The sequence below is a fragment of the Paenibacillus sp. MAH-35 genome (assembly GCF_058135425.1).
Genome location: NZ_JBYUPU010000003.1, coordinates 197,889 through 211,794, shown reverse-complemented (window position 1 = coordinate 211,794; position 13,906 = coordinate 197,889). Strand labels below are relative to the sequence as shown.

12 protein-coding genes are annotated in these 13,906 nt (G+C 55.7%); 10 read left to right on the top strand and 2 right to left on the bottom strand.

Annotation, left to right across the window (positions count from 1 at the left end; all coding sequences use genetic code 11):
• Window positions 1–17: 17 nt before the first annotated feature.
• A complete protein-coding gene (locus AC3Y2E_RS04405; protein WP_379207552.1) occupies window positions 18–827 on the top strand; it encodes a YheC/YheD family protein in 810 nt (269 codons plus the stop codon).
• Between the two features lie 319 nt (window positions 828–1,146).
• Here AC3Y2E_RS04405 and AC3Y2E_RS04400 read toward each other — a convergent pair whose 3' ends face one another.
• Entirely contained in the window at window positions 1,147–2,235 is a 1,089-nt protein-coding gene (locus tag AC3Y2E_RS04400) for a YheC/YheD family endospore coat-associated protein (RefSeq protein ID WP_379207549.1), read from the bottom strand.
• A gap of 175 nt (window positions 2,236–2,410) precedes the next feature.
• Between AC3Y2E_RS04400 and AC3Y2E_RS04395 the strand changes: the two genes are divergently transcribed.
• The 3 genes from AC3Y2E_RS04395 to AC3Y2E_RS04385 all read left to right on the top strand — a co-directional run bounded on the left by AC3Y2E_RS04395 (window position 2,411) and on the right by AC3Y2E_RS04385 (window position 5,236).
• Entirely contained in the window at window positions 2,411–2,968 is a 558-nt protein-coding gene (locus tag AC3Y2E_RS04395) for a superoxide dismutase family protein (protein ID WP_379207546.1), read from the top strand.
• 171 nt (window positions 2,969–3,139) lie between these two features.
• Window positions 3,140–4,108 carry an ROK family protein gene (locus tag AC3Y2E_RS04390; RefSeq protein WP_379207543.1) on the top strand — a complete coding sequence of 323 codons (969 nt, stop codon included), beginning with the start codon at window positions 3,140–3,142 and terminating at the stop codon, window positions 4,106–4,108.
• Window positions 4,109–4,207: 99 nt separating this feature from the next.
• Window positions 4,208–5,236: a LacI family DNA-binding transcriptional regulator gene (locus AC3Y2E_RS04385; protein WP_190930884.1), complete on the top strand. Its 1,029-nt coding sequence runs from the start codon at window positions 4,208–4,210 to the stop codon at window positions 5,234–5,236.
• Between the two features lie 742 nt (window positions 5,237–5,978).
• Here AC3Y2E_RS04385 and AC3Y2E_RS04380 read toward each other — a convergent pair.
• Entirely contained in the window at window positions 5,979–6,962 is a 984-nt protein-coding gene (locus AC3Y2E_RS04380; RefSeq protein ID WP_379207540.1) for a LacI family DNA-binding transcriptional regulator, read from the bottom strand.
• Between the two features lie 482 nt (window positions 6,963–7,444).
• On the opposite strand from AC3Y2E_RS04380, the gene AC3Y2E_RS04375 reads away from it, so the two are divergent.
• The 6 genes from AC3Y2E_RS04375 (at window position 7,445) to AC3Y2E_RS04350 (ending at window position 13,900) form a co-directional block, all read left to right on the top strand.
• Window positions 7,445–8,749 (top strand): ABC transporter substrate-binding protein, encoded by a 1,305-nt coding sequence (locus AC3Y2E_RS04375; RefSeq protein WP_332076008.1) that lies wholly within the window; start codon window positions 7,445–7,447, stop codon window positions 8,747–8,749.
• Between the two features lie 125 nt (window positions 8,750–8,874).
• The gene (locus AC3Y2E_RS04370; RefSeq protein ID WP_379207537.1) at window positions 8,875–9,756 is read left to right on the top strand and encodes a carbohydrate ABC transporter permease; all 882 of its coding nucleotides are present in this window, start codon (window positions 8,875–8,877) and stop codon (window positions 9,754–9,756) included.
• Window positions 9,749–10,579, top strand: coding sequence for a carbohydrate ABC transporter permease (locus AC3Y2E_RS04365; RefSeq protein WP_379207534.1), 831 nt, complete (start codon window positions 9,749–9,751; stop codon window positions 10,577–10,579). The genes AC3Y2E_RS04370 and AC3Y2E_RS04365 overlap by 8 nt, the downstream gene beginning before the upstream one ends.
• Window positions 10,580–10,943: 364 nt before the next feature.
• Complete coding sequence (locus tag AC3Y2E_RS04360; protein WP_190930879.1) at window positions 10,944–12,176, top strand: Gfo/Idh/MocA family protein; 1,233 nt, start codon at window positions 10,944–10,946, stop codon at window positions 12,174–12,176.
• A 48-nt stretch (window positions 12,177–12,224) separates the two neighbouring features.
• A complete protein-coding gene (locus AC3Y2E_RS04355; protein WP_379207531.1) occupies window positions 12,225–12,971 on the top strand; it encodes a 6-phosphogluconolactonase in 747 nt (248 codons plus the stop codon).
• 263 nt (window positions 12,972–13,234) lie between these two features.
• Complete coding sequence (locus AC3Y2E_RS04350) at window positions 13,235–13,900, top strand: SGNH/GDSL hydrolase family protein (RefSeq protein ID WP_379207529.1); 666 nt, start codon at window positions 13,235–13,237, stop codon at window positions 13,898–13,900.
• Window positions 13,901–13,906 lie beyond the last annotated feature (6 nt).

Here is a 13,906-nt window from a genome sequence, read left to right as displayed (position 1 = left end):
TTAGAGGAGGGATCATGATGGAACGAACACAACAAGAGGAGGGAACTGAAGCGATCCATGCGGCGCCGGCGCCGGCCGAGGAGAACGCTGCCGAGACGGAGAATACGGCGGCGGTCGTTGCCGCGACGGTTCAGCCGGCTTCCGCCAGTGAAGAGGAAAAGGCTGTCATCTCGCGGCAAATAGCCAGCAAATGGGTAAAAAACTCTGTCCTTCAGCAAGATCCGAGGGTTTCGCAGCATATCCCCGAAACCCGTTTTTTTTCGCCTGCCAACGTGTCTGCGATGTTGTCCCGGTACGGCAAGGTTGTGCTAAAGCCGGTCGTGGGCACAGGCGGAGTCGGTGTCATAATGGTGATCAGGACGGGAGCCGGCTACACGATCCGGCATAAACGGAAAGTGACGAGATGCCGGAACTTCCGCAGCATGATGGCCGCGATCGGAGCGATCCGCAGGCGGCGTTCTTATCTGGTGCAGCGCGGGATCAGTCTCGCCAGCATCCGGGGACGGCCGATCGATTACCGGGTCAAGGTGGTAAAGCAGAATCACGTATGGGTGACCCGGGCGATGGTGGGGCGGCTCGCGAACCCCGGATTTTTCGTCACCAACTTGTGCCGCGGCGGAACCATGCTTTCGTCGACGGAAGGCATTCGGCGGTCATTGCCGAAAGCGGCCGTCCGCCGCAAAAAGCAGGAGATGCGCAATGTGACCCGGATCAGCACACAGTTGCTCGAGCGGCATTTTCCCGGCGTGGGACAGCTCGGCTTCGATTACGGGTTCGACCGTTCCGGCAAGCTATGGATATTCGAAGTGAATACAAGGCCGCATTAAGACAACGTTGCATGGCGGAAAGCCGGCACGGTTCCGCCGGAGGGACACGATCTGTGGGAAAGCCCGGAAGGTACGGCGCTCCAAATAAGGCTGTCCTAATAGTGCCCGCATGGGGTGGCATAGAACGTCCCGGCTTCCAAACGAAAGGACCTCAACTTCCATGGCAACGTGGAGGCTGAGGTCCTTTTCTCGAGGAAAACGGTTCCGGGTAAGCTCACAAAATCGAAAGATGACTTTGGAAACAGCCGCTTTGTCCGGAAGTCGGATCAACAGTATCACTCCGCATAGTAATAAAACCTTCCCGGGTCAGCGGGAAGGCTTATAGCGGGAGAGCGGAGCGTTCGTCGCCCGTCGCCGTTGCGGACAGAGCGAGCCGCCTTGCTTCCCGGAACGGCATCAGAAAGCATCTTCGGGCGGCTTCCTCGCCGTAGACCTGACGGATCACGGCTTTGCCCGGCTTAATATTTACCTCGAGCAGCCATAGGCAGCCCGAGCGGTCTATCGCAAAATCAAGCCCCAGATCGGCTAACCTTCTGCCGTAGCGTTCCTCCAGGTAAGGCGGAATATAAACCGACAGCTCGCACAGCTTCTCCATCAGGGCATCCGCCTTGTCCGACGGAAATAGCCGGTTCAAGTAAGCTGCGACTTCGTGGGCGCGCCCGCCGCTTTTGAGATTGGACGTAATGCTGTTGGCCGATCCTTCGCGTATGGCCATGCCGGAGGTCTCCCATTGTCCTGTCCCGTCTTTCTGCATGAGTACGCGGACGTCGAATACCCGCCCCTCCGGATTGCGGATATCGATCCAGCGCTGGAGCAAGTACCCTCCTTTGCGCCTGGCCCGGCGCAGGGCGGCACGGATCGTGCCCGGACCGCCGCTTAAAGCGGGTTTGCCGTTTTCATGCAGACGATAAGCGGACCCGGTGCAGCATAATTTGAGAATGCCGATTCCGCCTTTGCCGTTGATCGGCTTGATCATGATCGCTTCATGCTCGCGGGCATAGGCGATCGCGTCGTCGACCGAGTCCATCGGTTTCGTAGGCAGCAGATGAGAAGCGAGAAGCGGGGATGCGAGCAGATGATTCTGGATGGTCCATTTGTTGCCGAGTCCGTGGCCCGTAAATTGGATACGGGTACGGTTCTTGACGCGGAATACTTGCCGGTTGGTCAAGGGAGTCGTGTAATACCCCAGATCGATAGCCACAGGCGGATGCGCGGCCGATTGCTTTCGCCAGGGCGACCGGCCTTGCCGGACGTATCCGGTGACCGTACCGCGCTCCACATGCACCCCTGCGGGAGTAAACAGAATAACGCCGGAAAATCCGGCAGCGAGCGCAGCGTCGGCATGCCGGGAAAACCGGCCCGGCGATCCGATTTTGTGAGTCATAAGGCCGAGAAGATGTGGATTCATCGCGTATCACCCGCTAACGTTTGCTTGATCCCAATCAGCATATGCCGGCGGCGATCCAAGGTGCGAATAACGGGCGGTACGGAAGGCTTTGAATCCAGGCGGTTTAAGTCCGGGCGTATTCGTGAACAATGGATTACCGTAACACCATTTTGTTGCCACGTGGAGGAGTCGACAGATGAGGACAAATCAATGGGCGCTGCCGGCGCTCGGGCTGTTTCTGCTAGCCGCAGGGACAGGCTGTGCAGCGAAGCAGGCGGCCGGGAGAACTGACTCCGGCGAACCGGACAACGCTGTTCGCGCTGCGATTATAAACACCAAAGGCAAAACGATCGGCTCCGCGCTGCTCACGCCGGAGAAAGAGGGCGTGCGCATCCGTCTCGAGGTGAAAGGACTTGCCCCCGGACCGCACGGCTATCATATTCACGAGACGGGGCGCTGCGAAGCTCCGGGTTTTACCACCGCGGGAGCCCACTTTAATCCCGGAGGCAAAAAGCACGGTCTGCAAAATCCGGAAGGGCCGCACGCCGGCGATTTGCCGAACTTAAACGTAGCTTCCGACGGGACGGCGAAGGCCGATTGGATTGCAGACGGCGTAACGCTGACGAAGGGCGAGCCGAATTCGCTGCTCAAAGAGGGAGGCACCTCGATCGTCATCCACGAAGCGCCGGACGACGGGGTAACGGACCCGTCGGGAAACTCGGGGGCGCGCGTCGCATGCGGGATCATCTCCTGATTGTGCGGACGATCGTCGCAATCGGCTTTGGCCAATTAGACCGCATATCAGCCGCTATTCCACTGCGATTTTCGGACACCGAAGTGGAAGGCCGCTGCCGTTGCGGTCTTTTTTCTGTTACACTGGCAATAGAGGCAACGCTATCAGCGATAGATGGAGAGGAAGCGAACGATGCGTTTATTGGGCGGAGTGGACATAGGCGGAACCAAGTGCGCGGTCAGTATCGGCAGGGAGACGGAGTCGGGCATCGATATTTTAGGGAAAATCGGCTTTCCAACCCCGGCTTCCCCGGGCGAGACGATGGAACGCTTGGGGGAGGCGATGGCGGAACTGATCGACCGGACGGGCGGAGAGGGCCCGGAAGCGATCGGCATCAGCTGCGGAGGTCCGCTGGACAGCCAGGCGGGGCTTATCTTGTCGCCGCCCAATCTGCCGGGATGGGACCGGATCGACTGCGTCACTCCGCTGAGGGAGAGGTTTGACGCGCCCGTAGCGCTGCAGAACGACGCCAACGCCTGCGCGCTGGCCGAATGGAAATGGGGCGCGGGGCGAGGGATGAATCATATGATCTTCCTGACGTTTGGTACGGGGCTGGGTGCCGGGCTTATTCTCAATGGCCGCTTGTATGCGGGGGCGAGCGATATGGCGGGCGAAGCGGGACATATCCGGGTTGCTTCGGACGGTCCGGTCGGCTACGGCAAGGCCGGCTCGTTCGAAGGCTTCTGCAGCGGCGGCGGCATCGCGCGGCTGGCGCGGGCGGAAGCGGAAGCCGCGATCTCGCGGGGGCAGCCTCCGGCCTTCTGCCCTACGCTTCGCAGCCTTGACGGCATAACGGCCAAATCGGTCGGCGAAGCGGCGGTGCAAGGAGACCCGCTCGCGGTCCGCTTGTTCGAGACCGTCGGACGCAAGCTTGGCCGGGGACTGGCGGTGCTGGTCGATCTGCTTAATCCCGAAGCGATCGTGATCGGCAGCATTTACGCGCGTCAGCGGGCTCTGCTGGAGCCGTACGCGCTGGAGGAGCTGCGCAAGGAGGCGCTGCCTCTATCGCTTGAGGCTTGCCGGATCGTTCCGGCCGCCCTGGGGGAATCGGTCGGCGATTATGCCGGCTTGTCGGTCGCGCTGAACGCCCTGGAATCGTGAGGGGCCGGCTTCACTTGACGGAAGGCGAAATAATCGCTTTAATTGAAGTAACCGATTTCCCCGATTATTCCGATTATCCGTAGAAATTGAGGCGTGAATATGAAAAAGTCGTTAACGATCCACGATATTGCGAAAATGGCGGAAGTTTCTTCTGCAACCGTATCGCGAGTGCTCAGCAACAGCAGCTACCCGGTCAGTCCCGAGCTTCGCTCCAAAATATTGCGTATCGCCAAAGAAGCGAACTACGTCCCGAATATGCTCGGCAAACAGCTCAAGACGAAGACGAGCATGACGATCGGGGTTATTATTCCGACGATTACCAACACCTTTTATTCGTCCGTCATCTTGGGGGTGGAGGAGATCGCCCGCAAAAATAATTACCAGGTGCTGCTCTGCAACTCGTTCCAGGACCCGGTTCTCGAGGACAAGTATATTCAGGCAATGTTCGAGAAACAAGTCCGCGGCCTCGTCATTTCTTCGATTTCGAGCGACAAGAAGCAGCTGAAGCATTTTATCGATATGGGCTTAAATGTCGTCGCCCTCGACCAGAAGGTGGAGATGGAGGAAGTGTGCCAGGTCGACTTCGACTACCGTAAAGGCGGAGTCATGGCTACCCGTCACCTGATCTCCAAAGGGCATAAGAAGATCGCTTACGTGACGGCTCCGCTCGACCGGCCGAGCCGGGTCAGCATCTATGACGGCTACGCGTCCGCGATGAAGGAAGCCGGTCTGGAGCCGGTAGTTGTCGAGGCCGGCAACGAGACGTACAGCGGCACCTACGAATTCGAGAACGGCAAGGCGCTTACGCGCAAATTGCTGGCCGGCGGCGAACGCCCTAGCGCGGTATTCGCCTGTAACGATATGACGGCCTTCGGCGTCGTCAACGAGCTGAACGGCCAAGGCTTCAAGGTTCCGGACGATGTGTCCGTCATGGGGTTCGACGGCATCGATTTCGGGCAAATGATTACGCCGCCGCTCTCCACGGTGCTGCAGCCGACTTACGAGATGGGCCGGCTCGCTTGCAACATGCTGCTGGATATGCTGATCGACGGGAAAAAGCCGGACATCGGCATTATGCTGCAGCCGAAGCTGCTTGAACGCGAATCGGTAGCAGACCTGCGCGGCTGATTCTCGGGCCGGACCGCTGGAGGCGCCTGGCGCCTAGCCTGCCAGGCCGGAGGAAGACGCAGGCGGCGAAACCGGCGGCAAGCCGACGAGAGAAAGACCGTTTGGAGCGATATCGCTCCAAACGGTCTTTTGTTGCAGGAAGAGCGCCACCGCACGCCAAGGATCGATATGGCCGTTAGCTTAACTTAACTTAACTTAAATTAACCGGTTCATCGCGGTCTTTTTTAAGAGTGTAGAAAGGAGAAGTTTCATTAAGCCGAACACCTGCTGCTCGGCTCGGAGCAACTCCTGCCGCATACGCGCGTACGCAGGAATGCGCTTTTCCCTTCATCAACCTGCCCCACGGGGCAAAGCCTGCTCAGATGCAGGAATCTTTCTCAATAGTAGACCAAATGACGCCAACTTGCAAACCGCTCTTATTCGCACGCACCCAGCAAGATGTGGTCCCGCCCTTCAGCAACATACCGCGCCGTACCCAGTAATATATGTCGTCCCGCCCTTCAGCATCAGCAACATGCGCCCCGTCCCCGTGATACTAATGCCCACAGTTAAGAGACTGCCCCCAAATTGTTCGCATGTTAAGGAACGTCCCCCTCTCCAGACGAAAGGACCTCAAATTCCACGGTAACGTGGAGGCTGAGGTCCTATTCGAAAGGAAAGGAGAACCGGTTCCAAGCGGGGCTCGAATAATCGCAAAATGATGACTAGTGAGAAAGTCCCGTTTCACACAATTGCCGGAGGGTCACGTGGCGGGACACCTTGCCGTCGTACCTCCGGGGAACAGCTCGAAATCAGTCAAACATTCATAAATCGGATCCGGCGCTTTCCGCTGAATGATCTCGATGAGGCGGATAGCCGGAATTTCTTTTTGATCGCCGCTTAAAATCATTGTTGTTAATTGGGGAATACTAAGTTTAACCAGTTCGGTATATCCGTGACCAATCAGGCTGATCTGCTCCGGTACGGCGATGCCGTGCCGTTTCAGCCCCTGAAGCACGCCGAATTGGATGACGGTGTTCGTACAATACGCTGCCGTGTAGTCGATATCCAGCTCATGGAGCCGGCTGCACAGCTCGTCGCCATCTTCTTCCGCGCCGGATTGGATCAGCGCCTTATCGACTTCGATGCCGGCTTCCTCAAGCGCTTTGCTGTAGCCGGCAAGCTCCCGCTTGTTGATAAGCAGCCGGAGACTTCCGGAGTAAAAGGCGATTCTCCGGTGCCCGAGCTCGATCAGGTGGCGTACCGCCTCATAGCATACTTTGGAGTAATCGGTCGTGACTACGTTAATGTCGGTCCGGTCCGTGCTTCCGTAATAAATGTGAGGGACTTTCGTTTCCTCGAGAATTTCAATAATCGTATCGTCCAGTAAGCCCGACACCAGAATGCCTGCCGTGTCCTGGCTTCTGGCCAGCTCCTTAAGCCGCTGGTGATCGTTCGGGTCCGGCTTGATGCTCATGAACAGCATGGAGTAACCGTAGCGTGCAGCCGCTTCCTCCGTCACCCGCAAATGCTGGAAATAACGGGGGTCGTTAGCGTCGCGGCTATAAAAAACATAACAGATTTTAGGCTTGACATCCATATCTTTGTAGCCCAGCTCCTTGGCTGCCTTCAGGATAAGCTCCTTCGTCTTCTCGGAGACGGTACTGTTCGGCGCGTTGTTCAAAACGAGCGAAACGGCAGTCCGGGAAACGCCTACATAATCGGCGATGTCTTTTTGGGTAACCATGCAGAATCCTCATTCCGTTTAAAATTCCAGGCTTTGGGTAAATAAATGATGTTATGTTATTTCATATTATCGGTCAACCGGCGTCCATAGTCAATCAAAAGTCGATAAAACCTGCTCCTGCCAACGGGTTTCAGCATGTTCGGTGAAAATGACGGCATAGCGAAAGGAGTTTTCCCGACGATTTTTAAAGAAGCCCCCTTTTAAAGAAATATAACATATGTTATAATCTGCTCATGAGAAATCGATTTCTAGGATTTCCAAAATATTCGATATTCAGCGGTATATAAAGGGTTTCAATTAAAATTGCTTAATAACTATGGCGCTTCCTGCATAAACTATGTTATGTTTTATGCAGGAAGCGCACACACCTCAGTAACAGGAACAGTCCTATAAGGATAGAAGCAATACGGCTGTTCTTGATTATATGGCCGGCATTATTATGCAGGTCATGCAGTATACAACAACATTTGGAGGGGTTTGAAGTGAACAAAAAATCGTTCGTTGTTTTGTCTTCTGTGCTAGCGCTTTCAATTGCCGGTTGCTCGTCCTCAACAGAAAACCCGGATAACGGCGGAGGTACAAGTCCGGCCAAGACGGTTTCGCTCAAAATCGGACTTCCCGGTGCCTACGACGTAACGAAAAAAGAAATTATCGACGGCTTTATCGCCAAAAATCCTAATATTAAAGTAGAAGTTCAGGATGCCCCGTGGGGAGACTTTGTCGCCAAAATCGCGACGCAAATTGCCGGCAACACGACTCCGGACGTATGGCTTCAAGAAAACGCGGTTATTCTGGGCTACGGCAAACGCGGAGTCGCTCAGGATCTTTCGGCGTACATTCAGCGCGACCTGAAAGAGGCCGACTACATTCCGGGATTGTTCGCGGCCAAGACGCCGGAAGGGAAAGTATGGGGCGTTCCGCACGGGATTAACCCGATCGCGCTTGCGTATAACAAGAAAGCGTTTACGGATGCGGGCGTTCAGCTGCCGACCGACAACTGGACCTATAACGATCTGATCGAGGCTTCCAAAAAGCTGACCAAAGCAGGCAGCGACGGCAAACCGGCTTCCTTCGGATTCATCGGATCGTCGAGCATTACGCAAGGCTGGTTCCCGTGGATCAAGCAGGCGGGAGGCCAAGCGCTCGACTCGACGCTTACGAAATCGATGTTTAACGATCCGAAGACGATAACCGGGCTGAAGCAGCTTGCCGACGGCATTAAGGAAGGATACTTTACGAACAACGATTTCCTGAAAGCCAATGGCGGCGAGGTGCAGACGTTTGCCACCGGCAAAGCGGCCATGTACTTCCTGCAATACAGCAACCAGGTGACGATGAACAAAAGCTTCCCGGACGCCGATTGGGACGTAGTCAAAATCCCAAAAGGGGTAGACGGCAAACGTTACGTGCCGATGGTAACGAACTCGTGGCTGATCTCCTCCAAGGCGAAGCAGGAAGTGAAGGATGCGGCGTGGGAGTTCCTCAAGTACTACCTGGGCGAGGAAGCGCAGACGATTCTCGCCAACAGCGGCGCATCACTTCCGGTTAAGAAAACGGCCCTGCAGGCAGTGGAGAAAATCACCGGCAAACCAGCGAACAAAAAAGCGTTCACCGACGGCATCGCCGAAGGCGGCGTAACGCTTGACGAGAACGCCAGCTGGAACGAATGGCGCGGAGCGGCTCAGCCGATCATCAACGACATCGTCCTGAACTTCAACATCAGCGCCGAGGAAGGCGCCAAGCAAATTCACGAAAAAGTGCAAACCGTACTGGACAACAACAAGTAACTCGCGGTTATTCCGGGTACCGGGCGGCCTGAGGAAAAAGCGGGGCGGTGAATCGCCGGTCCGCTTTCCCGGGTCGTTTCGACAAATACCCCAAGAGCCGCATTTGGTAGAAAGGTGGTGTTCGGATGCACAAGCAAGGTCACTGGGGATATTTGTTCACGCTTCCCTTTACGATTAATATTCTCGTATTCGTAGCATTTCCGGTCGTATTCTCGGCTTACGTCTCGTTTGTCAAATGGGACTTGTTCAACCCGCCGGAATGGGTCGGGCTGCTAAACTGGCAGCAGCTGTTCGAGCAAAAGGTGTTCTGGATCTCGGTCCGCAACGTGTTTTATTTCGCGCTCGTCTTCGTTCCGCTGCAAACGATCGCCGCACTTATTATCGCCCACTTGCTCAACCAGGCGATTCGCGGTCAGACGCTGCTGAGGCTGTTTTATTTCCTGCCGGTCGTAACGCCTTGGATCGCGGGCGGGGTGCTGTGGGCGTGGCTGTTCAATACGAAGTACGGCCTGATAAACTGGCTGCTGGAGACGATCAATCTGCCTGCGGTCAAATGGCTGGACAGCAAGCACTGGTGGGTCGTCATCGGCAGCGTCGCGCTTGTCAACGTCTGGAAAGGGGTAGGCTCATCGATGATTTTGCTGCTGGCCGGCATGCAGAACATATCGAAGGAGATGAAGGAGGCGTCGCAAATCGACGGAGCTTCGAACTGGATGTACTTCTCGCGGATCGTTTTCCCGCTCGTTTCTCCGATGATTTATATGGTTATGATTTTGTCTACGATCGCCGCGTTTCAGGCGTTCGACGTATTCCTCAGCATGTTCGGCTCGCAGATGAGCAACGTGCCGGAGCGGAATATGGTGACCAATATGCTCATCTACCGGGATGCGTTCCAGCTGTTCAAAATGGGATCGGCTTCGGCAGCCGCCTGGGCGCTCTTCGTAATCATTTTGGGCATCACGCTTTTCCAAAGATATTTTGAGAAAAGGTGGGTGCACTATGATTAATTTCAGCTCAATCGGCAGAATGTTCACTTATATCGTACTCGTAGTCGGCGCCCTGACGATGCTGTTTCCGTTTATCTGGATGTTGTCCACCTCGCTGAAGACGACCGGGGCAGTAGGCCAGCTGCCGCCTCAGCTGATTCCGAATCCGGTCAGCTGGGAAAATTACAAAATCGTCTGGGAGAAAGTAAACTTCGGCCGGTACACATTCAACAGCATGCTGCTTGTTACGATCGAGATGATCGGTTCGCTGCTGTCGTGCGCGCTGATCGCGTTCGGCCTCGCGATGTTCGATTTCAAGCTGCGCAAACCGCTTTATATCGCCATGCTGGCGACCTTGATGATCCCGTTCCAGGTCACGCTCATTCCGAGCTACTTTATCTGGAAGACGTTCGGCATGCTGGACTCGTATTATCCGCTTATCATCCCGAGTTTTCTCGGAGGAGCGTTCGGCATCTTTTTGCTTCATCAGTTTATTAAAGGACTTCCGAAGGAGCTGTACGAAGCGGCGGTCGTCGACGGCTACAACCCGTTAGGCATTTTCTGGCGGATCTACATTCCGCTGTGCAAACCGGCGCTTGCCGCACTGGGCGTGTTTACATTTATGGGCGCCTGGAACAATACGCTCGGCCCGCTCATTTATTTGCAGGATAAGAAGCTGTATACGCTGCCGGTCGGACTGCTTTATCTCAAAAACGATACCGAGGTCAGCACGGCTCTGCTGATGGCCGGCGCTGTTATCGTTACGATCCCGGTAGTTATCGTCTATTTGATCGCCCAGAAGCAGTTTGTTCAAGGGATCGCTTCTACGGGGCTGAAAGGTTAATATGCCGCAACAAACGCGCAGGTGCGATTGGATCGCCGCCGCTTCTCAAGCAGAGCGGAATGCCTATATACGGAACAGGGCGGTCCAATCGGCGGCCATCGCCGGCTGCTGCGGAAGAAAGGAAGGCCGAATCCGCAATTTTCCCCGTTGGCAAATCGCAAAAGGTATGGTAAACTGAGGCAGTAATCGATTTCTATAAAGATGTTTTTTTCTTTGCCTTTCATTGATTTTACAGGTGGGTATGTAAATCGATATCTGTTCAGCATACAGGGGAGAGCCAGCGGTGACAGACAATCGATATCGGTCGGAACCGGCACAGGAATCGAGTGCTATAGGCCGAATTTCCACAAGGGAGAGAACACTTATGAAAAAGTACGCCATCGTCGGCGCCGGGGGAAGGGCGCTCGGTATGTTTGCCAAGCCGCTTGCGACTGAATTGAAGGGTGCGGCGGAGCTCGTCGGGGTATGCGACATCAATCCGATCCGGGCGAACATTTTAAGCGAGCAATCGGGTAACATTCCGGTATTCAGCGATTTCGATACGATGATTCGGGAAGTGAAGCCCGATGCCGTTATCGTTACGACGCCGGACAATTTGCACGATCATTACATTATCCGGGCTCTGGAGGCCGGGTGCGATGCGATCTCCGAGAAACCGATGACGACGGATGCGGAGAAGACGAGAGCGATCTTCGAGGCGGAGAAGCGGACGGGCCGCAAGGTCATCGTTACGTTCAACTGCCGGTTCATGCCCTACGTCGTTCGGATCAAGGAGCTCATCAAGGAAGGAACGATCGGCGACATTCTTCACGTCTCGCTGAACTGGTCGCTCGATACGAGCCACGGCGCTGATTATTTCCGGCGTTGGCACCGCCAGATGAAGAACAGCGGCGGCCTGCTTATTCACAAATCGACTCATCATTTCGATATGGTCAACTGGTGGCTGGACGACGAGCCCGAGACGGTGTATGCGAACGGCTCCCGGTTGTTCTACGGTGCAACCCGTGAGCAGCGCGGCCGCACGTGCTCGACCTGCGACCATACGAAAAGCTGCGATTTTTATTACGACGTCACGGCCAACTCTTTCACGAACTCGTTCTATAAAGAAGCGGAGAAGCATGACGGATATTTCCGCGATCAATGCGTATTCGGTGAAGATATCGACATCTATGACACGATGTCGCTGAACGTCAAATACAAGAAAAACACGCTGCTTACGTATTCGCTTAACGCCTACAGCCCGTATGAAGGCTGGAAAGCGACCTTCGTCGGCACGAAAGGGCGGATCGAAGCGGAAGACAGCCACAGCGGTCCGGGACACGACGAGCCGAACAATACGATCCGGATCTACAATCGCCGCAACGAACTGATGACGCTTCAAAGCCGTAAGGCGGGAGGCGCCCACGGCGGAGGCGACGCTCGGCTTCGCCGGATGATTTTCGTCGGAGACGTGGCGGACCCGCTCGGTCAAATGGCAGGATCGAGAGCCGGAGCGATGTCGCTTCTGATCGGAGCGGCCGCCAACTTGTCGATCGCAAGCGGAGAGCGGATCGTCATCGAAGATTTGCTGAAAGAGACAGAGACCGTGCGGGGCTGAACCTTTTGTCCGGCACGACAACTATAGAATCATGAGGAGGATGACACAATGAACATTCATATTTCGGATACCCCGGAACAGCTGGGCGCGGCTGCGGCTGTGCAGGCTGCGGACGCCATACGGCGCGCGATCGCGGCGAACGGGAAGGCACGTATCGTCTTGTCCACCGGAGCATCCCAGTTCGGATTTTTCCAGGCGTTTATTAAAGAACAGCTCGAGTGGGACAAAATCGAAATGTTCCATCTGGACGAATACGTAGCATTGCCGGAGAGCCACATCGCCAGCTTCCGCAAATATTTGAAGGAGCGGTTCGCCGATCTGATCCCGCTCGGCCGCGCTTATTACGTGAACGGCGAAGGCGACGTAGCGGCGAATATCGCGGCGCTTACCGAAGAGATCCGCAAACAGCCGATCGACGTAGCGCTGATCGGGATCGGCGAGAACAGCCATATCGCCTTCAACGATCCTCCGGCCGATTTCGATACGAAGGAAGCGTACATGGTCGTCGACCTTGATGAAGCGTGCAAGCGGCAGCAGGTCGGAGAAGGCTGGTTCGCGACGGTGGATGACGTGCCGAAGCAGGCGATCACGATGACCGTGCATCAGATCATGCAGGCCAAAACGATTATTTCCTGTGTTCCGCACAAGGTGAAAGCCAATGCGATCAAGATGACGATGGACAACAACGTGACGAATACCGTCCCTTCCACGATGCTGAAGACACATGCCGACTGGACGTTGTATCTCGACAGCGAGTCGGCCTCGATGATTGATGCGGCGGCACTGAAAGCGTAAAATAAAGCTCTACTTTTTACTTCTTAACTTATTGTATGACGAGCGGCGCCTTCGGGCGCCGTTTTCCGTGTGCGCCGAGCGATCCGGACGCGGGCTGGCCTTAAGCGGTCCCGTTATGGATGGGAGAGCCGGCGGAAAATGGCCGGCGCAGCAACATTTAATGTTGACGCAAGCCGGCTTAAGAGCGTATGATGCGGGTGCAGAGCAACGTACAACCAACACGCGCACATACACCGAATATCGTCAAAGGGTGGGAATTAAAAATGAAACTTGCCGCATTTGGGGACAGCATAACTGCAGGACAATATGTAGCGGAGCAGGAGACGTACTTATATAAGCTGCAAGTCCGCTTCGGGTGCGAGACGATCAATGCGGGCGTACCCGGTAATACGACGGCGCAAGGGCTGGCCCGGTTCGAGCGGGACGTCTTGGCGCACCAGCATGACGTATGCATCGTGGCGTTCGGCATGAACGACCATGTTCACACGGCGCCGGGCACGGCGAAAGTTCCGCCCGAAGCGTATCGGGACAATCTGATTACGATCATCGAGCGGTTAAGATCGCATCGTGTCATCCCTGTTTTATGTACGATAAACCCGATTATCGAAGGAGACGCGGGGCGTTATTATAACCGGCGTCACCCGCAGGAATGGTACCGGAACCCTGAAGGGGCGCAGGCCTGGATCGATTCGTACAATCGGATTGTCCGCGAAGTCGCCGCTTCGCTGGAGGTGCCGCTCGCCGATGTCGCCGGACGCTGGGAACGTTATCTGGCGCAGGGCGGTTCATTGGGTGATCTGCTCCGCACGGAAGAGAACAGCGGGACGGACGACGGCGTTCATCCGACGCCGGCCGGGCTGGATCTGTTCGCCGAATGTATCGGCGAAGTGCTGGAGCCATTGCATCTACGCTTAGGCGGGGACGCCTGATTATAG